This is a genomic window from Methylobacterium sp. J-048, from assembly GCF_022829515.1.
Lineage (GTDB): Bacteria > Pseudomonadota > Alphaproteobacteria > Rhizobiales > Beijerinckiaceae > Methylobacterium.
In genome coordinates this window covers 38,155-57,318 of the sequence record NZ_JAKSYL010000137.1, presented here as the reverse complement: position 1 = coordinate 57,318, position 19,164 = coordinate 38,155, and the positions used below count along the sequence as shown (strand labels likewise).

General features: G+C 69.2%; 21 protein-coding genes and 1 tRNA gene. 9 read left to right on the top strand and 13 right to left on the bottom strand.

What is annotated here, in order from left to right; genetic code table 11:
- The first annotated feature begins 75 nt into the window (after positions 1-75).
- The 3 genes from murI to MKL09_RS12880 all read left to right on the top strand — a co-directional run bounded on the left by murI (position 76) and on the right by MKL09_RS12880 (position 2,080).
- The gene (gene murI / locus MKL09_RS12890) at positions 76-951 is read left to right on the top strand and encodes a glutamate racemase (protein ID WP_244020623.1); all 876 of its coding nucleotides are present in this window, start codon (positions 76-78) and stop codon (positions 949-951) included.
- A gap of 168 nt (positions 952-1,119) precedes the next feature.
- Entirely contained in the window at positions 1,120-1,836 is a 717-nt protein-coding gene (locus MKL09_RS12885) for a cache domain-containing protein (protein WP_244020622.1), read from the top strand.
- A gap of 28 nt (positions 1,837-1,864) precedes the next feature.
- Positions 1,865-2,080 (top strand): hypothetical protein, encoded by a 216-nt coding sequence (locus tag MKL09_RS12880; RefSeq protein WP_244020621.1) that lies wholly within the window; start codon positions 1,865-1,867, stop codon positions 2,078-2,080.
- Positions 2,081-2,097: 17 nt separating this feature from the next.
- Here the strand turns inward: MKL09_RS12880 and MKL09_RS12875 are convergent, their stop codons facing one another.
- Positions 2,098-2,265: a hypothetical protein gene (locus MKL09_RS12875; RefSeq protein ID WP_244020620.1), complete on the bottom strand. Its 168-nt coding sequence runs from the start codon at positions 2,263-2,265 to the stop codon at positions 2,098-2,100.
- Positions 2,266-2,973: 708 nt separating this feature from the next.
- On the opposite strand from MKL09_RS12875, the gene MKL09_RS12870 reads away from it, so the two are divergent.
- Positions 2,974-3,204, top strand: a complete 231-nt coding sequence (locus MKL09_RS12870) for a hypothetical protein (protein WP_244020619.1) — start codon at positions 2,974-2,976, stop codon at positions 3,202-3,204.
- 50 nt (positions 3,205-3,254) lie between these two features.
- Here the strand turns inward: MKL09_RS12870 and mqo are convergent, their stop codons facing one another.
- From mqo to leuC, 4 genes are all read right to left on the bottom strand, one after another.
- On the bottom strand, positions 3,255-4,985 hold the full coding sequence (gene mqo, locus MKL09_RS12865; RefSeq protein ID WP_244020618.1) for a malate dehydrogenase (quinone): 1,731 nt from the start codon (positions 4,983-4,985) through the stop codon (positions 3,255-3,257).
- Between the two features lie 478 nt (positions 4,986-5,463).
- On the bottom strand, positions 5,464-5,985 hold the full coding sequence (locus MKL09_RS12860; RefSeq protein ID WP_244020616.1) for a lipocalin-like domain-containing protein: 522 nt from the start codon (positions 5,983-5,985) through the stop codon (positions 5,464-5,466).
- Between the two features lie 278 nt (positions 5,986-6,263).
- Positions 6,264-6,348, bottom strand: a tRNA-Leu gene (locus MKL09_RS12855).
- A gap of 81 nt (positions 6,349-6,429) precedes the next feature.
- Positions 6,430-7,842 (bottom strand): 3-isopropylmalate dehydratase large subunit, encoded by a 1,413-nt coding sequence (leuC, locus tag MKL09_RS12850; protein ID WP_244020614.1) that lies wholly within the window; start codon positions 7,840-7,842, stop codon positions 6,430-6,432.
- Positions 7,843-8,086: 244 nt separating this feature from the next.
- Between leuC and MKL09_RS12845 the strand changes: the two genes are divergently transcribed.
- Entirely contained in the window at positions 8,087-9,052 is a 966-nt protein-coding gene (locus MKL09_RS12845; RefSeq protein WP_244020612.1) for a 2-hydroxyacid dehydrogenase, read from the top strand.
- The gene (locus MKL09_RS12840; RefSeq protein WP_244020610.1) at positions 9,049-9,948 is read left to right on the top strand and encodes an AprI/Inh family metalloprotease inhibitor; all 900 of its coding nucleotides are present in this window, start codon (positions 9,049-9,051) and stop codon (positions 9,946-9,948) included. Before MKL09_RS12845 ends, MKL09_RS12840 begins: the two co-directional genes overlap by 4 nt.
- 1 nt (position 9,949) lies before the next feature.
- On the opposite strand, the gene MKL09_RS12835 is transcribed toward MKL09_RS12840, so the two are convergent.
- The 4 genes from MKL09_RS12835 to MKL09_RS12820 form a co-directional block, all read right to left on the bottom strand.
- Positions 9,950-10,564, bottom strand: coding sequence for a cytochrome b (locus MKL09_RS12835; protein WP_244020607.1), 615 nt, complete (start codon positions 10,562-10,564; stop codon positions 9,950-9,952).
- A gap of 147 nt (positions 10,565-10,711) precedes the next feature.
- Positions 10,712-11,284 (bottom strand): NAD(P)H-dependent oxidoreductase, encoded by a 573-nt coding sequence (locus MKL09_RS12830; RefSeq protein WP_244020605.1) that lies wholly within the window; start codon positions 11,282-11,284, stop codon positions 10,712-10,714.
- A 208-nt stretch (positions 11,285-11,492) separates the two neighbouring features.
- Positions 11,493-12,152: a class I SAM-dependent methyltransferase gene (locus tag MKL09_RS12825; protein ID WP_244020603.1), complete on the bottom strand. Its 660-nt coding sequence runs from the start codon at positions 12,150-12,152 to the stop codon at positions 11,493-11,495.
- A 2-nt stretch (positions 12,153-12,154) separates the two neighbouring features.
- Positions 12,155-13,318, bottom strand: a complete 1,164-nt coding sequence (locus MKL09_RS12820; protein WP_244020601.1) for a glycosyltransferase family 4 protein — start codon at positions 13,316-13,318, stop codon at positions 12,155-12,157.
- A 134-nt stretch (positions 13,319-13,452) separates the two neighbouring features.
- Between MKL09_RS12820 and MKL09_RS12815 the strand changes: the two genes are divergently transcribed.
- Positions 13,453-14,721, top strand: coding sequence for a DNA topoisomerase IB (locus MKL09_RS12815; RefSeq protein WP_244020599.1), 1,269 nt, complete (start codon positions 13,453-13,455; stop codon positions 14,719-14,721).
- A 36-nt stretch (positions 14,722-14,757) separates the two neighbouring features.
- On the opposite strand, the gene MKL09_RS12810 is transcribed toward MKL09_RS12815, so the two are convergent.
- Both MKL09_RS12810 and MKL09_RS12805 read right to left on the bottom strand, forming a co-directional pair.
- The gene (locus MKL09_RS12810; RefSeq protein ID WP_244020597.1) at positions 14,758-15,432 is read right to left on the bottom strand and encodes a LuxR C-terminal-related transcriptional regulator; all 675 of its coding nucleotides are present in this window, start codon (positions 15,430-15,432) and stop codon (positions 14,758-14,760) included.
- A 214-nt stretch (positions 15,433-15,646) separates the two neighbouring features.
- Positions 15,647-16,543 carry a GGDEF domain-containing protein gene (locus tag MKL09_RS12805; RefSeq protein WP_244020595.1) on the bottom strand — a complete coding sequence of 299 codons (897 nt, stop codon included), beginning with the start codon at positions 16,541-16,543 and terminating at the stop codon, positions 15,647-15,649.
- A gap of 77 nt (positions 16,544-16,620) precedes the next feature.
- Here MKL09_RS12805 and MKL09_RS12800 point away from each other — a divergent pair, with 77 nt between their 5' ends.
- Positions 16,621-16,974, top strand: coding sequence for a hypothetical protein (locus tag MKL09_RS12800; RefSeq protein ID WP_244020594.1), 354 nt, complete (start codon positions 16,621-16,623; stop codon positions 16,972-16,974).
- Here the strand turns inward: MKL09_RS12800 and MKL09_RS12795 are convergent.
- Positions 16,949-17,290, bottom strand: coding sequence for a hypothetical protein (locus tag MKL09_RS12795; RefSeq protein WP_244020593.1), 342 nt, complete (start codon positions 17,288-17,290; stop codon positions 16,949-16,951). The genes MKL09_RS12800 and MKL09_RS12795 overlap by 26 nt on opposite strands.
- Before the next feature lie 123 nt (positions 17,291-17,413).
- On the bottom strand, positions 17,414-17,653 hold the full coding sequence (locus tag MKL09_RS12790) for a hypothetical protein (protein WP_244020592.1): 240 nt from the start codon (positions 17,651-17,653) through the stop codon (positions 17,414-17,416).
- Between the two features lie 254 nt (positions 17,654-17,907).
- On the opposite strand from MKL09_RS12790, the gene ruvB reads away from it, so the two are divergent.
- The gene (gene ruvB / locus MKL09_RS12785; RefSeq protein WP_244020591.1) at positions 17,908-18,957 is read left to right on the top strand and encodes a Holliday junction branch migration DNA helicase RuvB; all 1,050 of its coding nucleotides are present in this window, start codon (positions 17,908-17,910) and stop codon (positions 18,955-18,957) included.
- Positions 18,958-19,164 lie beyond the last annotated feature (207 nt).

The following is a 19,164-nucleotide window of genomic DNA, read 5'->3' as shown; positions in this document are numbered from 1 at the left end:
TCTTGCGCCGCAGTGAGGAGGTCTTAACCCTCGACACCGAGATTCGAGGCGCTGAGTGCGGAGTCCAGAATTTCCATGCGGATCGATCTGATGGCCGGGGCGACCTTGTCCGCCGCGGCATTCCGCGTATCGCCGGAGCCCACCATCCTGGTCTTCGATTCCGGCCTGGGCGGGCTCACCGTCCTCGATGCCGTGCGCCGGGCGCGTCCCGACGGGCGCTACGTCTATGCCGGCGACGACGCCGCGTTCCCGTATGGCCGGCTCGGCGAGGCACCTCTGGTCGCCCGGGTACTGGCCGTGATGGAGCAGCTCCTCGCGACGCACCGGCCCGACTTGGTCGTCATCGCCTGCAACACCGCCTCGACCCTGGTCCTGCCGGCCCTGCGCCAGCGCTTCGCGACCCCGTTCATCGGCGTGGTGCCGCCGATCAAGCCGGCCGCGGCGGCGACGCGCTCGGGCCTGATCTCGCTGCTGGCCACCCCCGGCACGGTGGCGCGCTCCTACACGCACGACCTGATCGCGACCTATGCCGGATCCTGCGCGGTCACGCTGATCGGCTCGCCGAATCTCGCGGGCTTCGCCGAGGCCGAACTCGCCGGCACGCCGATCGACGACGCGGCCCTGGCCGCCGAGATCGCGCCCTGCTTCGTCACAGATCCGAATGGACGGCGCACCGACGTGGTCTGCCTCGCCTGCACCCACTACCCGCTGCTGCTGCCGCGCTTGGAGGCCCTCGCGCCCTGGCCGGTGACCTGGATCGATCCGGCCCCGGCCATCGCCCGGCGGGTGGTCCAGCTGATCGGCCCGGCCCGGCGCGATGCGGACCATGACGGGACCGTGCACGGTGCCTTCACGGCCGGGACCTGCCTGACCGCGCCGCTGCGCGCCTCGCTGGCCGCCCGGGGTATCGGCGAGATCGCCGTCGAGGCACTGCCGTTGCCGATGCAGTAGGCCGCCCGGACCCTGCGCGGGTCCGGCGCCCGATGCGGCTGCGCCTCTTCCTGCGCTGCGTCGCGGCCAGTCCGGCACGTGGCGACAACAATGCGCGCTTGCATAATCAATCGATCCGGTTTTCTATCCCCCTTATCGGAATGATTATATTGATTTCGGGGGCGTCGCATGGCTCTGCGAGCAGCGCTGCTGGCGGCTGCACTGATGTGCGCCGTCCAGCCATCCACGGTCGCCCTGGCGTGCGGTGATGGCGAGGCGCCGACCTCCTGCGACGATCCGAGCCCGAATGGTTTCGCCTCCTGGATGCTCGGGCGCGTCGGCCGGGCTCTTCAGGCCGATCCCGCCAAAGCGCTGACCGAATTCACCACGGGGGCGAACGGCTTCCGCACCGCCGACACCTACGTGTTCTGCGTGGGGCCGGACGGCGTCATGAGCGCCCATCCCAACCCGATCCTGAAGGGGCACGACGTCCGCGACCTGCACGACAAGACCGGCAACCACTTCATCCAGACGATGCTGGATACGGCCAAGCCCGGGCAGATCGCGGTGATCCACTACCTGTTCCCGAAGCCCGGCAGCACGATCGAGGAGCCGAAGACCACGTACTACACCAAGGCCGGCGACCAGATGTGCGCGGTCGGCGTCTACGATACCGACCAGGCGGCGCCGTCCGCCGCCACCCCGGATGGCCGGGTCGCCCTGCTCCGGCAGAAACTCGACGAAAAGATCCCGAGCCCGGTGCGCGCGGATTGGATCGCTTTCCTGGAGGCGCTCAACGCGCAGGGAGACGCGAAGGCGGCGGCCATCGCACAGGCCCGCCGCGACATCCGGGCCGCCACGGCCGCCCTGGACTCGACCGGTCTGAAACCGGCAGGGACCGAATAGCGGCGTTTCCGGGCCGTCCGGCATGGGGATGGTGCAGATTCTCCCGCTGACCGAGGCTGCGACCTTCACGGTCGGGTGCGCCGTGCTGCAATCGGCCCGGATCGATCCCGAGCGGGTCGCGGTCGTCCTGGTTCTGGCCGCTGCAATCCTCGCGGTCGCCGTGCTGATCGGCCTGACGCCGATGGACCTCGCCGGCGATAGCCTGTCCCTGGACCCGGCGAGCCTTTGGCCCCAGCCCCCCTGATCGGCCGGGAAGGCCGGCTACCGGATTGTCGTGACGGCGCTGGCGGCCTCGCCGGAGGCTTCGGCCTCGGCCGGCACGACCAAGTGGACGAACAGCATCCCGGCGGCGACGACCAGCGCCAGGGCCAGGATCCGCCACAGCTCCATGATCGGCTCTCGGGTGGTCGTCTCGGTCTCGCGCGGCATCACGTGCGTATCCTTGGTTTCGCGGTCTGTCCTGCGGACTGGGCCTCGGCCCGTCGAAGAAGGCGTGGTCCACCGAGGCGTGGTCCACCGGAGGCTTGGATCGGCATCCGGACGAGGCCAGGGGACACCTGTAAGATGAACGCTTCGTAAAATTTACAACCGGGCCAGACGGTGGGGACGCGCCCAGCGGCTTTCGGGTTGCTGGTTTCGGCATGTCCGCCCGGTAGCCACGCCGATACTGATGACTGTGCAAAATAAACTGGACTGTCCAGATTTTGCCGCAATTTAGATCAGACTTCGGGCCTATATCAGGACATGCGATCGGAAGTATCAGATGTTCGAGAGTCTTTTCTGGGGGGCGGCGATCATCGCCCTGGTTGGATCGGCGGCGCTGGTCGCGATCGGGGCCGCCGTTCAGCCCCGGATCGTTCAGAAGGATGATCCCGCGTCCGGCATCCTGGACCCGCGCCGGACGTTTGGACGAAAGCGAACCTGGCGCCGGCCGTTTCGCCCGACGCGTCGCCTCCGGTCTCTCCCACTGCGGTAGCGGTCCGGCTTTACCACATTGGACAGTAAATCTGTCTGCACCAAAGACGTACGGCCGAAGTTCATGCCGCCGATGCTAACGTGCCGAGACTGCAAAACAGCAGTCCAACCGAAGTGCGAGAGGGCTCAGGACGGATGAGCGTGCGTCAGATTTGCGATCAGGTGCGAGTCACCGAACAGGCGTTCACCGCGGCGCTCGGCGCCATGAAGGCGACGGGGTTGCGCGAGGAACTGACCCGCGAACTTCAGGATATGGAATCCGCGGAGATCGAGGCCGGACAGGACGCGGTCTCGGCCCGCTCGGCCTCGTGGAAGCGGGTCAAGATGCTCCACGGCCTCGGTTATCCGGTCGATTTCGGCTGGCTCCACCTCACCGGCAACGCGGCCCGCTGAGGCCGGCCCCGAGCCTCGCGCGAGCGCGGGAGACCCGGGACCGGTTCGGCTCAGGGAGCCAGATCGTGGACCGGCGCCGGGACGGCGGTGTTGCTGCTGTTCAGCACCGTGCTGCTGGTCGGGACGGCCTTGAGCGCCGCCTTGTCGATCTGCGGCGGGGCCGGCAGCTGCAGCTGCTCGCTGGTATAGGCCCATTCCTCAGCGACCCGATCCGGATCGTCGTTGAGCTTGGTGCCGTAGCTCGGGACGATCTGCTTGATCTTGGCCTGCCACTCGGGCGTGGCGACGTTCTTGGCGAACACCTTCTCGAGCACCTGCAGCATGATCGGCGCCGCCGTCGAGGCACCCGGCGAGGCGCCGAGCAGGGCGGCGATGCTGCCGTCCTTGGCGTTGACGATCTCGGTGCCGAGCTTCAGCACGCCGCCCTTGTCCGTGTCGCGCTTGATGATCTGCACGCGCTGACCCGCCTGCCAGAGGCGCCACTCCTCCTTCTTGGCCTTCGGGAAGTACTCGCGCAGGGCCGCGATCCGGTCGTCATCCGACAGCATGAGCTGGCCGGCCAGGTACTCGACCAGGGGGAACTCGTCGACGCCGACCCGGACCATCGGCCAGATGTTGCTGGTCGTGGTCGAGCTGAGCAGGTCGAGATACGAGCCCTCCTTGAGGAACTTGGTCGAGAAGGTCGCGAACGGCCCGAACAGGATCACGCGCTTGCCGCCGAGCACGCGCGTATCCAAGTGCGGCACCGACATCGGCGGGGAGCCGACCGACGCCTTGCCGTAGGCCTTGGCGAGGTGGAGCGTCGCCACGTCCGGGTTCTCGTTGATCAGGAACGAGCCGCCGACCGGGAAGCCGGCGTAATCCTCGCCCTCCGGGATGCCCGACTTCTGCAGCAGGTGCAGGGCGCCGCCGCCGGCGCCGATGAACACGAACTTGGCGTCGACGTTGCGCCGCGACCCGTCCTTGGTGTTGCGGGAGGTGACCCGCCAGGAGCCGTCCGCGTTCTTGGTGATGCCCTCGACCTCGGTCGAGAGGTTCAGCTTGAAGCTCGGCTGGCCCTGCAGATACGACACGTACTGCCGGGTGACCTCGCCCCATTCGACGTCGGTGCCGAGCGGCGTCCAGGTGGCGGCGACCTTCTGCTTCGGGTCGCGCCCCTCCATCATCAGGGGCACCCACTTGTTGAGCTGCGCCGGATCGGTCGAGTATTCCATGCCGGCAAACAGCGGGCTGGCCTTCAGCGCCTCCCAGCGCTTCTTCAGGTAGGTGATGTTGTCGGCACCCCAGACGAAGCTCATGTGCGGGGTGTAGTTGATGAAGGAATGGGGGTTCTTCAGCACCCCGGTCTTGACCAGCGAGGCCAGGAACTGGCGCGTGACCTGGAACGCCTCGTTGATCTCCACCGCCTTGGCGATCTCGACCTGGCCGTTCTTCTTCTCGGGGGTGTAGTTCAGCTCGGCGAGGGCCGAGTGGCCAGTGCCGGCGTTGTTCCAGCCGTTCGAGCTCTCCAGGGCGACCTGGTCCAGACGCTCGACCATCTGGATCGACCAGGTCGGCTCCAGCTGGTTGAGCCACACGCCGAGGGTCGCGCTCATGATGCCGCCGCCGATCAGCAGCACGTCGACCTTTCCGTCGGCGCTGTCGGCAAAGGCCAGGGAGCTCGGCAGCGACGCCATTGCGAGCCCGGTCGCCGCGGTGCCGAGAAGTTGCCGGCGGCTGAAGGCGGTCGTGGCCTGCGACGCGCGCTCGGACCGGGGCTTGTTGGTGTCGTCGGCACGCATCGGCAAATCTCACGGTTGCGTACCGGGCATGCGCGGCTGCCACCACCCGGTACAGAAGGCGTCGGATCAAGACGATCGGGAGACCCGCGCGTCCAGCCTTCCAGAACGTTCCCCCGCAGGTGATGCGGCACTCTAACAAGTGATCGATCGGTCTTGTGCGATCGTTTTTTGTTTATCGGCTGTAAAGGCTCCATGATTGCTGCCCAAAGCAGCTTTCAGAAGCCGGGTCCCGGGTCGAAGCGTTTTCTATTAACCAAGGGCCAATTTCGGAACGGCAACGCCGAATAGAGCGACGATCAGACTCCGACATCGGCGACCGCCGTCAGCGAAAACACGCTGGCTGAGTTCGGCCGACGGGTTGCTGCCCGCCTCTTAGAGGATGAGGTCTGAAAGAACAATCTGTGGTGTTGGACAATCCGCTAACACGCACCAGGCCCGGACGCGCGGCGCGCCTGCGCGCGGCATGAATGGGCCGGCACTATCGGGCGCGTCGGAAGCGGATGATGCTGCGCGACAGGCGCCCGGCCTCCCAGTTGGGCATGATGCGCCAGGGCGTCGTCACGTCCGCCTCGTCGCCGTGGATCGTGATCGTCCGCCGTTGCTCGGTGTTGACCCATTCCGGCGCCCAGGCGGTCTGGACCTGCGTGATCCACTGGTCGCCCTCGATCCGATAACGGCCGATATAGGCGACCAGCGTCTTCATCAGCGCGGCGCGATCGGCATCGGTCTCGGCCGGCTTGCGGTCGGTGCCTTCGAGGTTGAACGCGACCCAGCCGTCCTTGGTGAAGATCACCCGACCCCGCGGCGCGCTGCCCATCGCATCGATGAGCGATCCGGTCGCCTTGTCTTCGACGTGGTAGGAGATGAGCTCCCAGGTTCCGACGATCTTCTCGGCGAGGTCCCCCTCGTCCACATGAACCTGAGGCTGAGCATCGGCGGCCCGGCCCGGTGACGCGGCCATGAGCAGCGCGGCAGCGAGCGTCGCGGAGAATTTCGTCATCCTGTGATTCTCCTTCCGGCGTGCTTCGCCTTCGGCCCAACGGGGGATCCGGCTCCCTTCGCCGAACGACGGTTCCGCCGTCTGCGCGCGCGAACGATCCTGAGATACGGCGCGCGAAGCTGCTCTAACAGGTCTCGGTCGCGCGAAGCTGGAAGCGAAGGGAGATTGGCGGCTTCGATCGACAGGGATCCGAAGACGACTTGGACCGGCTGCCGAAGCCGATCACTTATGAAAGTCAGGGAAAACGTGTTGTGCGGATCAGCGCTTTAGGCGGCTGATGGTGCCCAGGAAAGGACTCGAACCTTCACCTCTTGCAAGACTGGTACCTGAAACCAGCGCGTCTACCAATTCCGCCACCTGGGCTCGCCGCCGGCCTTGGCCGGCGACGGCTTCGTTTATGCGGACCCGCCCGGTCCGTCAATCGCGATTTCAGCCTTTCTAGCCTCAGCCGCGCGGCCAGTCCCGGATGTCGACGAACCGGCCGGCGACGGCTGCGGCTGCCGCCATGGCGGGCGAGACCAGGTGCGTGCGCCCGCGATGGCCCTGACGGCCCTCGAAGTTGCGGTTCGACGTCGAGGCGCACCGCTCCAGCGGGTTGAGCCGATCGGCGTTCATCCCGAGGCACATGGAGCAGCCCGGCTCGCGCCAGTCGAACCCCGCGGCCTTCAGCACCCGGTCGATGCCCTCGGCCTCAGCCTGCGCCTTCACGAGGCCCGAACCCGGCACCACCATGGCCGAGACGCTCTCGTGCACCTTGCGGCCCTCGACCATCTGGGCGACGACCCGCAGGTCCTCGATCCGGCCGTTGGTGCAGGAGCCGATGAACACCCGGTCCAGGGTGATGTCGGTGATCGGCGTGCCCGGGGTCAGGCCCATATAGGCGAGCGCCTGCTCTTTCGACTGACGCTTGTTCTCGTCGGCGATCGCGGCCGGATCCGGCACGCGGCCCTGCACCGAGATCACGTCCTCCGGGCTGGTGCCCCAGCTGACGATCGGCGGCAGGCTCGCGGCGTCCAGGCAGACCTCGCGGTCGAAGAACGCGCCCTCGTCGGTCAGCAGGCTCTCCCAATAGGCCCGCGCCTTGTCGAAGGCGGCGCCCTTGGGCGCCTTCGGGCGGTCCTTGACGTAGGCGTAGGTGGTGGCGTCCGGCGCCACCAGGCCGGCCCGGGCGCCGCCCTCGATCGACATGTTGCAGATCGTCATCCGGCCCTCCATCGAGAGGGCGCGGATCGCTTCGCCGGCATATTCGATCACGTGGCCGGTGCCGCCCGCGGTGCCGATCTCGCCGATGATCGCCAGGATGATGTCCTTGGCGCCGACGCCGGCCGGCAGCGCGCCGTCCACCGTGACGCGCATGTTCCTGGCCTTCTTCTGCACCAGCGTCTGCGTGGCGAGCACGTGCTCGACTTCCGAGGTGCCGATGCCGTGCGCGAGCGCCCCGAAGGCGCCGTGCGTCGAGGTGTGCGAGTCGCCGCACACGATGGTCTGGCCGGGCAGCGTGAAGCCCTGCTCCGGGCCGATGATGTGGACGATGCCCTGGCGGCGGTCGAGGGCGTCGTAGAACTCGATGCCGAAGTCGCGCACGTTCTCGGCCAGCGCCTCGAGCTGGGTCCGGCTCTCGGGATCGTCGATGCCCTTCGAGCGGTCGGAGGTCTGGACGTTGTGGTCCACCACCGCCAGCGTCTTCTCCGGGTGCCGGACCTTGCGGCCGGCCACGCGAAGGCCCTCGAACGCCTGCGGGCTCGTGACTTCGTGAACGAGGTGCCGGTCGATGTAGAGGAGGCTGGTGCCATCCGGCTGGACATCGACGACGTGGTCGTCCCAGATCTTGTCGTAGAGGGTGCGCGGGCTGGTCATCGGTTTTCGTCTTCGGATGGGATCGGTGCAGAGCTCTCGCGATTAGGCGGGTTCCTTAGTAGGCATCGCGCACGGTTTTCGGAAGAGGCAAGTCTTCACACTGTCACTTAGCCGCTCGGCGTTTAACCCCCGGATGTCACGGCCGGGCGAGGGACGTGGCTGGCGCCGCACCGGGTCCTGGCCCTATGCCGGGTCGAGCGTGACCAGCCGCATCGGCGGCCGTTCAAAAACAAGGGAGTGTGAGATGCCCGAAGCGTCGCCCGAGATCCTGCTCCTCAAAAAGATGCACCCCCTGGTCGAGGCTGCCTTCGAGGGGCGGTTCACCGTGCACCGGCTCGCGGGCGCCGCGGACCCGGAGGCGCTGCTCGCCGAGATCGGCCCGCGGATCCGCGGCCTCTGCGTCGGCGGCCAGGTCGACGCGGCCCTGATGGACAAGCTGCCGAAGCTTGAGCTGATCGCGAATTTCGGCGTGGGCTACGACGCCGTCGACGCCGTCGAGGCGCATCGGCGCGGGATCGTCGTCACCAACACGCCGGACGTGCTCACCGACGAGGTCGCCGATCTCGCCGTCGGCCTGGTGCTGGCGACCGTCCGGCGGCTGCCGCAGGCCGACCGCTACCTGCGCGCGGGCCATTGGCCGAAGGCGCCGTTCCCGCTCACCGCCTCCTTGCGCGGGCGGCGGGTCGGCATCCTGGGGCTCGGCCGGATCGGCAAGGCGATCGCCCATCGGCTCGAAAGCTTCGGCGTCGCGATCGACTATCACGGCCGCAGCCGGAAGGCGGACGTGTCCTACACCTACCACGACAGCCTGATCGGCATGGCGCGGGCGGTCCATATCCTGATCGTGGTTGCGCCCGGAGGCGACGACACTCGTGGCTTGGTTGATGCGTCCATCCTGGAGGCGCTGGGGCCCGAGGGCATCCTAATCAACGTCGCCCGCGGCAGCCTCGTCGACGAGGCCGCTTTGGTCGCGGCGCTCCAGGCCGGCACGATCCTGGGAGCCGGGCTCGACGTGTTCGAGAACGAGCCGCACGTGCCGGCGGAGCTCGCGGCCCTCGACAACACCGTGCTGCTGCCGCATGTCGGCTCCGCCTCCGAGCATACCCGCACGGCCATGGCGCAGCTCGTCGTCGACAACGTGCTGTCGTGGTTCGAGGGCCGCGGCCCGCTGACCCCCGTTTCCGAGACACCCTGGAGCCCGCCCGCGTGAGACCTGCACTGGCCGCGCTGCTCGCCGCTCTGGCCCTGACCCCGCGGCCGGCGGCGGCGCAGCAGGACTTCGCCGCCCCCGCGACGACGCCCGAGCCGAGCCTCCTGGATCCGGGGACGCTCGCCGCGCCCCCGATCGCGACCCCCGCGGCGCCTCCCGCCCCGCCGAGCCTGCCCGAGCGTCTCAGCGAGGTGCCCGGGACTTGGGATCTGTCCCGCGACGGCACCAATCGCCGTTGCGTGATGACCCTGCGGATCGAGAACGGCGAGGCCGGCCAGCGGGTCAACTTCCCGGCCGGTTGCCGGCGCGCCCTGCCGATGGTGGGCGGGGTCGCCGGGTGGCTGTTCAGCGACCGGGGCGTGCGCCTCGTCGACCGGAACGTCCGCCCGATCCTCGAATTCGTCCGGCGGCCGGACCAGCGCAGCCTCGTCGCCAAGACCGAGGGCGGCGAGACCTACAGTCTGGTGCCCCTCGACATCGCGGCGATGCGCCCGGCCGCGGTCGCGGTGCCGGATCTCGCCGGGGTCGAGACCGCGCCCGCGCCGTCCGCGTTCCAGACGGCGCCGGCCGTACCGTCCGAGCTGCAGCGCACGACGGCCGCGACCGCCACGGCGGCGCCCGGTCCCGCTCCGGGCGTCTACGCCCTCGACCGCTTCCAGGAGCGCGACACCTGCCGGATCACCCTCGACGGGGCCGGCGGCGGGGTCCATGTCGTCCCGGGCTGCCACGACGGCGGCCTGGAGGTGTTCGATCCCGTCCGCTGGCGCTACGCCAACGGTCGCATGACGCTCACCGCCAAGCGCGGCCACACCATCGACCTGGTGCCGAGCGGCGACGGACGCTGGCGGCGCGAGCCCGAGGTCGGCACAACCTTCGTGCTGCGCCGGGTCGACTGAGCTACCTGGATCCGCGTCCGTCCTGGACCGGGAGCATCCGCTCCAGCAGGCCGTCGCGGCGGATCACGAGGTGCCAGATTGTCCCGGCGACGTGCAGCAGCACCAGGGCGTAGACGAACCATTGCCCGACGAGGTGGATCGACTCGGCGATCTTCTGCGCGCCCTCGTCCTTGGTCAGGCCCGGGACGGTGAACAGCCAGAAATACGGCGTGTCCCGCCCCGACAGCGCGCTGAGCAGGTAGCCGCTGACCGGCATGATCAGGAAGATCGCGTAGAGCAGCCAGTGGTTGACGCGGCCGATCAGCGTCAGCAGCCGCGGCGCCTGGGGATCGGCCGGCGCCGGCCGGATCATGCGCCAGACGATCCGCAGGACGACGATCGCCAGGATCGTCAGCCCCACCGACTTGTGCAGAACGAAGATGTTGCCCTTGAGAGGCGCCGGCGGCAGGCTCACCGCTACCCAGGCCAGCGGCAGCACCGCCAACGCCAGGGCGGCCGTGACCCAGTGCAGTGCCTGCGAGACCGGATGATAGCGCGGCAGGCCCGAGGCCGTGACGTAGGTGGCGGGCAGCGGCGCCCCCGCCTTCTTGCCGGCCGTGATGCTTGAGCCTGCCATGATCCCTCGCGGATGAGCATCGTCCACCGCGGACCTGAACGAACTGGCGCTGGGGAACCGACGCCGAACGCGATCAGGTTTAGAACGATACCAGATCATCGGTGTAGAACCGCTTCGGGCTGGCTGCAAACGCTGGTCGCGCCCGCCTCAAGCAGCCGCGCCGGCGTCGATCACCCTGGCCACGTCGAGCAAGGCAGCCAGTTCCACCGCCGCCATGGCGAGGCGGGCCGCCACGGTCGCGTCGGTGATGCGCCCGTCGGCCATGTCGTCGGGGCCGGCATAGACCGAGGTCGGCGCGACATGGGCGGCGAAGAAGCCGAACAGCGGCCGCAGGCCGTGCTCGACGACGAGGGCGTGGCGCAGGCCGCCGCCGGTGGCCGTGAGCACCACCGGCATGCCCGCCATCCGCGCCGGATCGACGAAGTCGAACACATGCTTGAACAGGCCGGCATAGCCGCCCTGGTAGACCGGCGTCCCGACGATCAGGGCGTCCGCTCCCTCGATCGCCGCGATCAGCTGTGCCGCCGGCGGGGGCAGATCCTCGCGCCGCGATGCGCCGATGCCCGGGCCGGCCTCGACCAGATCGTAGACCGTCAGGTCGATGCGGCGCAGGCGCCCGAGTTCGGCGCCGACCGCTTCGACGAGATCGCGGGTCCGCGAGGGGCGCTTGGCGCTCCCGGAGAAGGCGACGACACGGGGAAGGCTCGGCTTGACGCTCACGACTCGACGCTCACTGGAATGACTCCGCCGCTGACTGCGCCCGGCGGGACGCGCAAAAACTTCGAGCCTGCGGAGCGCCGGAGGGCGACTCGCATCGATGTGCCCCTCGCACATCTCGGTCCGGCAGCAACGTAACGCATTCCGGCCGCGGTTGAAGCCTCGCAGCACCGCCTGGAGCGATTGGACACGTCATGGCCGGGCCACCGTCTCAACCGTGCAACCGCCAGACGTGGCTCTGCTTGATCTCGGCGTCTTCCAGCGCCCGAGACACCGGCACGGCGTAGCTCGCGAGGCATTCGAGGCGCTCGCGCGGCAGGTAGGTCCGCCCCGGATCTCCGATCAGCACCGTGAGCCCGCGCGCCTGCAGGTCGATGAGCCAACCGGTCACCGCCCGGGCGAGGTCGCGCTCGTAGAACACGTCGGCGGCGAGCACGAGATCGGCGTCTGGAACCGTACCGAGGAGGTCGGTCGAGACCGGATCGATCAGGCCGGCGACACCGTTGGCCGCGGCGTTGAGACCGATCGCGGCGACGGCGAACGGGTCGAGGTCGCTGGCGATCACGTGCCGTGCGCCGGCGCGGGCCGCTGCGATCGCCACGAGGCCCGAGCCCGAGGCGAAATCCACGACCCGGCGACCTTGTGCGATCTCGGGATGGTCGAGGATGTAGCGGGCCAGCGCCTGACCGCCCGCCCAGGCGAAGGCCCAGAACGGCGGCGGCAGGCCGATCTCCTGCAATTCGTCCTCGGTCTTCTGCCAGAGTTCGGTCGCCTCGTCGGCGACCTGGAGGTGGATCTCCGGCGCATAGGGAACCGGCAGCAGCCGGGTGTGGGCCTGGATGAAGCCGAGCGGATCGTCCGGGGCGCGCATGGTCAGGCGTCCAGCAGGTCGCGCCACACGGCGCAGACCTGATCGGTCACCGCCGCCTCTGTGAAGCCGCCCGCCTCGATCCGGGTCCGGGCCGCCGCGCCGAGGCTCGCGACCAGGGCGGGATCGCCGCTCAGGCGGACCAGCGCGTCGGCCAGGGTCGGGGCGTCGCCCGGGGGCACCAGGAAGCCCTCGATCCCGTCGCGCACGAGGCTGCGGCAGCCCGGCACATCGGTGGTGACCAGCGCCCGGCCGCACGCGCCGGCTTCGAGCAGGCTGCGCGGCAGCCCCTCCCCGCCCCGGGACGGCAGGCACGCGACGTGATGGCCCGCCCAGACGGCCGCCACGTCCGCGGTGGGGCCATGCCAAACGACACCGTCGCGGCTCCAGTCCCGCAGCGTTGCTTCGTCGATCGCGCGGCGGTTCGACGGGTCGGGCGCCCCGAACAGGGCGAGTTCCATGGCGGCGCCCCGGCTCCGGGCCAGGCGGGTCGCTTCGACCGCCACGTCGATGCCCTTCGACCACAGCATGCGCGCCACCACGGCGACCTTGAGCGGCGGTGCCGGTGGCAGCGGCTGCGGCGTGAAGGCGTCGGGATCGACGCCGGCCCCGCCGATCACCGTGACGGATTGCTCGGACGGATCGAGCCCGAGGGCCAGCGCATCGTCCGGGTTCTCGAACAGGAAGCGGGTGCGGGCCGAGGCCAGCGGCCCGCGGATCAACGCTTTGAGGCCGAGCCGGGCCGCGCGTCCGATCCGGTCGCTGCGTGCGCCGACCAGGCCCAGGCCGGTCAGCGCGTAGACCCGCGCCGGGATGCCGGCCATGGCGGCCGCGGTCCCGCCCACCAGGATGCTGCGCAGGGCGATGCAGTGGACGATGTCGGCGTTCAGCGCCTTCAGGATCCCGGCGAGCTGCCCGGCCGCGTAGCCGGCAGCCATCGGGTTGAGGCTCGCCCGCTCCGCCTCCAGCGGCACGACGCGGGCGCCCGTCGCCTCGATGACGGCGCGGTGCGCCCGCACCCGGGTGACCACGGCGACCGAGAGCCCCATGGCGATGGCGGCGCGGGCCATGGGCAGGAAATGGGACGCGAAGAACCAATCCTCGGTGACGACGAAGACGAGGCTTCGCTTCGCGGGGGGCAGGTTTTCGCGGGCGGGTTCGGACTCCATCGGTTCCCTCTAGCACGCCGCGCGGGATCGGCCTGCGGCGGATGCGCAGACCCGGAACGGGGATCGGGCACCGCCGGTTGATCAGCGCCTTCTCGCCGGGCGGTACCCCGGCGGCGTATCCGGGAGGGGCGGCCATGGCGGATGTCGAGACGGATCAGAACGGCGGGAGCCTCCGCGCGGCGGCCGAGGAGGCCGGCCTCGTCTATGTCGACGACCGCCGGCCGGGCCTGACGCGTAAGCGCAGCGGCACGGGTTTCCGCTATCTCGACGCGAAGGGCGCCCCGGTGCGCGACAAGCGGATCCTGGCCCGCATCCGCGCCCTGGCGATCCCCCCGGCCTATACCGATGTCTGGATCTGCGCGCGCAGCAGCGGCCATATCCAGGCCACCGGCCGGGACGCCAAGGGCCGCAAGCAGTACCGCTATCATCCGGATTTCCGGCAGGCGCGCGAGACGAACAAGTTCGCGCGGATCATGGCCTTTGCGGATGCCCTGCCGGGGATCCGCCGGCGCGTCGATGCCGACATGAAGCGGTCGGGCCTGTGCCGCGAGAAGGTGCTCGCCACCGTGGTCCATCTGCTCGAGACCACGCTGATCCGGGTCGGCAACGACGATTATGCCCGCATCAACAAGAGCTACGGCCTGACCACTCTGCGCGACCCGCATGTCCGGATCGCGGGGTCGGAACTGTCGTTCCGCTTCAAGGGCAAGAGCGGCAAGTTCTGGGACGTGTCCCTCAAGGACCGGCGCGTCGCCCGGATCGTGAAGGCGTGCCAGGAGCTGCCCGGACAGGAGCTGTTCCAGTATCTCGATGCGGACGGCACCCAGCATGACGTGACCTCATCGGACGTGAATGCCTATCTGCGTGAGATCGCCGGCGAGGATTTCACCGCCAAGGATTTCCGGACCTGGGCCGGGACGGTCCTGGCAGCCCTGGCGCTGCGGGAGTTCGAGAGCTTCGACAGCGAGGCGGGGGCCAAGCGCAACGTCCGCGCGGCGATCGAGAGCGTCGCCGGACGGCTGGGCAACACGCCGACGATCTGCCGCAAATGCTACATCCACCCCCAGATCCTCGATTGCTACCTGGAGGGCGATCTCCTGCTGCAGGTGAAGGATGCGGTGGAGACCGAGCTGAGCGAGGATCTTGGCCAACTCCGCTCCGAGGAGGCGGCGGTGCTCGGGCTGCTCCAGGCGCGGCTGGCCGCGTCGGAGGCCGAGGGCCTGGCCGGCAAGAGGGTCAAGCCGGCTGCGGCTCAGGTTCGCAAACGGAGCCCGGCGAAGAAGGGGGCGGCGCCCCGGGCCGAGGCGGCTGCCATGACCGCAATCAAGTCGGTTGCGGGCGGGAAGAAAAGAACGTCCGGGGCTGCGCGGACCCGCGCCGGGGCGCAGGTCGGCGTCGCGTAGGGGGGCAGCCCCGCGCGGGGCTGCCCGGGATCCCGGTCAGTGCCGGGACTGGTTGCTGCTGCCGGACCCGCCGCCGCGCCGGTTCTGCTCGCTGTCGACCACCGGGGCCAGGCCGAGCTGGCGGGCCAGCGAGACCAGGTCCTTCAGACGACCGGTCTGCGTCTTGCGCCGCAGGTTGAGCCGGTGGGTCTCCACCGTCCGGACGCTGAGCGCCAGGCGGCGGGCCACCTCCTTGTTGCTGAAGCCGGAGCTGAGGAAGCGCAGCACCTCCGCCTCGCGCGGCGTGAGCCCGAGGCCGTCGCCCTGCTCCGCCGGCATCACGGCCTGCTGCTCGGGCGGCACGAGGCAGTCCGATCCCTCGGCCAGGGCGAGGAGGGCGGCGCACAATTCCCGCGGCGACTTCGACCGTGCCACGAAGGCATCGGCACCCGCAGCCAGCAGCGCCCGAAGGTCGTCGGCGGTGAGAGCCCCGAACGCCACGAGCGTGCGCAGGTCCGGTTGACGCTCCTTCAGGCCGACGAGACGCGCGATCCCGTCCGCCAGGCGGATCTCGTCGAGGAAGATCAGCGCCACCGTGGTCCCGGCATCGGCCCGGTCCAAGTCTTCCTCGCCGATCGTATGGAACTCCGGCATGTGCTCCAGAGTGGCGCGAACAGTCGCGCTCAGGTCCTGCGGTTCATCCAGGATCAGGACGCCAACGGCCGTACTCATGACCTCGCACCTTTCGTCTCCCGGCGATACAAAGGGGCCGGGATCGGATGCGTAGTTCCAAGATCCATTCCACGAGTTTCGGGCGAATATTAAGCTTTATATTCGCGTATTCGATCGATTCCTGTCTTCGTGCCGCGAGCTGGTGTGTCAATATGGGGCGCGGCCAATAACCATTCTCCGCCCATTCGTGTCAGGTCGGGGCGGCTCGGCTGTCTCAGCTTGCGACGGCCAAGCCTGACTCGCCCTGGTACGGCACCACGCGGTTGCGTCCGCCGCTCTTGGCGGCATAGAGCGCGATGTCGGCCCGCTTGATCAGGGCGTGGACGTCGTCGGCCTCGATCCAGGTGCTGACGCCGAAGCTGCAGGTCAGGCCGATCGCATGGGCCCCGCTACGGATGCGCAGGGCTTGAACGCCCTTCCGCAGGCGCTCGGCCCGCTCGGTTGCCTCGGCGAGGCCGCAGCCCGGGAGGACGACGCCGAATTCCTCGCCGCCCAGGCGGCCGCCGATCCCGTCCGCGCCGATCAGGTCGGCCACGGCCTTGATGGCGACGTCGCCGACATCGTGCCCGTGCTCGTCGTTGATCCGCTTGAAATGGTCGATGTCGGCCAGGATCGCCGAGATCCGGCCCGGGCGTCCGCCCTGCTCGGCGGCGATGCGCGCCCGATCGAAGAACGCCCGGCGGTTGTAGGCGCCGGTCAGCGGGTCGGTCTCGGCGAGACGGATCAGCTCCTCTTGCAGGGTGATCAGGCGCTCGGCCGCGCGCAGCCGGGCGTTCAGTTCCTCGGCGCTCGGCGGCTTCTCGATGAAGTCGTCGGCACCGCTGTCGAGCGCCTCGGCCAGGCTGCGGACGTTGCGGGCGGACGACATGGTGATGACGTGCAACGGTCGGCGTTCGTCCGCGAGGAGACGCGCGGACCAGCAGAGCTCCAGGCCGCAGAGTGGCCGCACCTCGACGCTGGTGATCAGGACGCGGACCGAAGGCGTCGCGGACAGGAATTGCAGGGCCTGCGCGGAATCCGTGAAGGCGTGCACGTCATGGCCGCGCGGCTCGATCAGCGACGCGATGATCTGCAGGACGACACGGCTCGAATCGACGACGACGATCTGCATGGCATAACCCGGACCCTATCTCCGGTGTGTACGCGGCAAGACTTAACTTGAACCCAACAGCGGAGGCGAATTCCAGCATGCGTGAGGTCATCATCACGCCCGACTTGCACTATATCGTCGTCCGCGACCGTCTGTGGCGGCGCGCCAATCCGCACCTGTCTGAGGAGCATCGCGCGGCGCTGGTGGCCCGGCTGATGGATGCGCGCCGGGCCGTGAAGGCGGCCAAGGTTATCGAGCGGGCGGGCGATCCGGAGGCCGCCGCTGCGATGAAGGCCGCCCGGGCCGAGGTCAACGCAGCCAAGACCGCCCTCGGCGAGCGCGGTCCTGTCTGGTGGACCGACGGTGCACCGGACCTGAACCGTCACCTCGTCCGGAACACGCCCTACGCCGCCTGGTTCGCGTCGCTCAACGGCGCGGAACCTGCACCGTGATGACCTGCGCACCGGCCGCGCGGCTCACCGCCGGATTGGTCGCGTTGATCACCGTGATGGTCGGCGGCTGCGCGGGCGCCGCCGCGATGCCGGTGACGGTGGGGATCCCGTAGGTTCCGTAGCTCCAGGGCGACGGCACAAGCTGGCTCGGCCGCGGCACCCGGGTCAGCGGGGCACCGATATAGGTGCCGCGCACCAACGGGCCGGCGAAGTCGCTCTCCTGGGTCGCCACAGGGGCGTAGGGATAAATACCCTGGGCCCAGGCCGGTGCGGCCAGGAGGATGGCGGCGAGTGTAAGACCTGTCCGGGAGATCATGCGGCCGGCTCCGAGACTCGATGGGAGGAACACGTCAGGAACGTCCCTGAGGAACCGACACGATCACCGGCCGTTCCGTGCCGCCAGCCGCGCAGAATGCGTATGGGAAGGATCTTACGCGCCTCACCGGCAGGTCGTGATCCGGCGTACCACCCAGCCCTCGCCCTCGATCCACAGGCGCCGCCGCGCCCGGCTGCAACTGGCATCGTCGTCGTGCTCGACGATAGCGACCGGGTGGACCTGCGTCGGGGCGGCCTCGGCCACCTTGGTCTCGTTTCCGGCCGGCGCGGCCTGAGCGGTCGCCAGGCTGGCCAGAAGCAGGAAGGCGCTGGCCGCGCCGGTTCCGGTCGATCGGATGGTCATGGTCGAAGAATGCCCTGCGGCCGAGTTTGCGGATTCCCCAACGAAATGCGCGGCGCAGCAATTCGGTTTCATCGAGTCCAACGGTTGTGGCCGCCTGAATCGTCGCCGTCGGGCGTGACGGTGTGCTGCGGCGGGGAAGCTGTGACGTGCTTAGACTTCGCCGGCTCCCCGTATTAGGAGGAGCGGCCCGGACGCGGCGGCTCCCGTGGACGCTTCATCGGCGCCCAGTCGGGCCGGTCCACGAGCGAAGGTCCATGAGCAAGCCGAAGCCCCCGACCAACGTGCTGCTGACGCCGGAAAAGCGCGCCGAGGACGTGGACCAGACCATCCGGCCGCTGAGCCTGGCCGAGTTCGTCGGCCAGAAGGCGGCGCGCGCCAACATGCACATCTTCATCGAGGCGGCCAAGATGACCGGCCAGGCCCTTGACCACGTGCTGTTCGTCGGACCGCCCGGCCTGGGCAAGACCACGCTGGCGCAGATCGTGGCGCGCGAACTCGGGGTGAATTTCCGCTCGACCTCGGGGCCGGTCATCGCCAAGGCCGGCGACCTCGCCGCGCAGCTGACCAATCTCGAAGAGCGCGACGTGCTGTTCATCGACGAGATCCACCGGCTCAATCCGGCGGTCGAAGAAATCCTCTACCCGGCCATGGAGGATTACCAGCTCGACCTGATCATCGGCGAGGGACCGGCGGCCCGCTCGGTCAAGATCGAGCTGCCGAAATTCACCCTGGTCGGGGCCACCACCCGGGCGGGCCTGCTGACGACGCCGTTGCGCGACCGGTTCGGCATCCCGATCCGGCTCGAATTCTACGAGATCGACGAACTCGAGAAGATCGTGGCCCGCGGCGCCCGGGTGCTCGGGATCGGCATGTCCGACGAGGGCGCCAACGAGATCGCCCGGCGGGCGCGCGGCACGCCGCGCATCGCCGGCCGGCTGCTGCGGCGGGTGCGGGACTTCGCCATCGTGGCCGAAGCCGAGACCGTGACGCGCGCCATCGCCGACCGGGCGCTGAAGCTGCTCGACGTCGATTCGGTCGGCCTCGACGTGATGGACCGCAAATACCTGACGCTGATCGCGACGTCGTTCGGCGGTGGTCCCGTGGGTATCGAGACGATCGGCGCCGCCCTGTCCGAGCCGCGCGACGCCATCGAAGACATCATCGAGCCCTACCTGATCCAGCGCGGCTTCGTGCAGCGCACGCCCCGCGGCCGCGTTCTCACCAAGCACGCCTTCCGCCACATGGGCTTCGCGGAGCCGCGGCGCGAACGGGACGGCCTGTTCGACGACGGCGACGCCGCCTGAACAATCGACGGCCGAGGTCCATGCGGTCGGGACGGGGCTGGTTCACGCCTGGTTCATGGACGGCCGCCCGGACCTCCGGAGCCGAGCTCCCTCGACGCGTGCGCTGCACAAGAGCCAAGCACCTCAGCGCATTCGGGTTTCGGACCAGCCGCCCCCGGCAATAACGCCAAGCTTTTGCGTAGTCGGACGCCTGGATCGCTCACGCAA

Coding starts and splice junctions, on each gene's coding strand:
- murI (WP_244020623.1), top strand. CDS start 76: ATGCGGATCGATCTGATGGCCGGGGCGACCTTGTCCGCCGCGGCATTC.
- MKL09_RS12885 (WP_244020622.1), top strand. CDS start 1,120: ATGGCTCTGCGAGCAGCGCTGCTGGCGGCTGCACTGATGTGCGCCGTC.
- MKL09_RS12880 (WP_244020621.1), top strand. CDS start 1,865: ATGGTGCAGATTCTCCCGCTGACCGAGGCTGCGACCTTCACGGTCGGG.
- MKL09_RS12875 (WP_244020620.1), bottom strand. CDS start 2,265: ATGCCGCGCGAGACCGAGACGACCACCCGAGAGCCGATCATGGAGCTG.
- mqo (WP_244020618.1), bottom strand. CDS start 4,985: ATGCGTGCCGACGACACCAACAAGCCCCGGTCCGAGCGCGCGTCGCAG.
- MKL09_RS12860 (WP_244020616.1), bottom strand. CDS start 5,985: ATGACGAAATTCTCCGCGACGCTCGCTGCCGCGCTGCTCATGGCCGCG.
- leuC (WP_244020614.1), bottom strand. CDS start 7,842: ATGACCAGCCCGCGCACCCTCTACGACAAGATCTGGGACGACCACGTC.
- MKL09_RS12845 (WP_244020612.1), top strand. CDS start 8,087: ATGCCCGAAGCGTCGCCCGAGATCCTGCTCCTCAAAAAGATGCACCCC.
- MKL09_RS12835 (WP_244020607.1), bottom strand. CDS start 10,564: ATGGCAGGCTCAAGCATCACGGCCGGCAAGAAGGCGGGGGCGCCGCTG.
- MKL09_RS12825 (WP_244020603.1), bottom strand. CDS start 12,152: ATGCGCGCCCCGGACGATCCGCTCGGCTTCATCCAGGCCCACACCCGG.
- MKL09_RS12820 (WP_244020601.1), bottom strand. CDS start 13,318: ATGGAGTCCGAACCCGCCCGCGAAAACCTGCCCCCCGCGAAGCGAAGC.
- MKL09_RS12815 (WP_244020599.1), top strand. CDS start 13,453: ATGGCGGATGTCGAGACGGATCAGAACGGCGGGAGCCTCCGCGCGGCG.
- MKL09_RS12810 (WP_244020597.1), bottom strand. CDS start 15,432: ATGAGTACGGCCGTTGGCGTCCTGATCCTGGATGAACCGCAGGACCTG.
- MKL09_RS12805 (WP_244020595.1), bottom strand. CDS start 16,543: ATGCAGATCGTCGTCGTCGATTCGAGCCGTGTCGTCCTGCAGATCATC.
- MKL09_RS12800 (WP_244020594.1), top strand. CDS start 16,621: ATGCGTGAGGTCATCATCACGCCCGACTTGCACTATATCGTCGTCCGC.
- MKL09_RS12795 (WP_244020593.1), bottom strand. CDS start 17,290: ATGATCTCCCGGACAGGTCTTACACTCGCCGCCATCCTCCTGGCCGCA.
- MKL09_RS12790 (WP_244020592.1), bottom strand. CDS start 17,653: ATGACCATCCGATCGACCGGAACCGGCGCGGCCAGCGCCTTCCTGCTT.
- ruvB (WP_244020591.1), top strand. CDS start 17,908: ATGAGCAAGCCGAAGCCCCCGACCAACGTGCTGCTGACGCCGGAAAAG.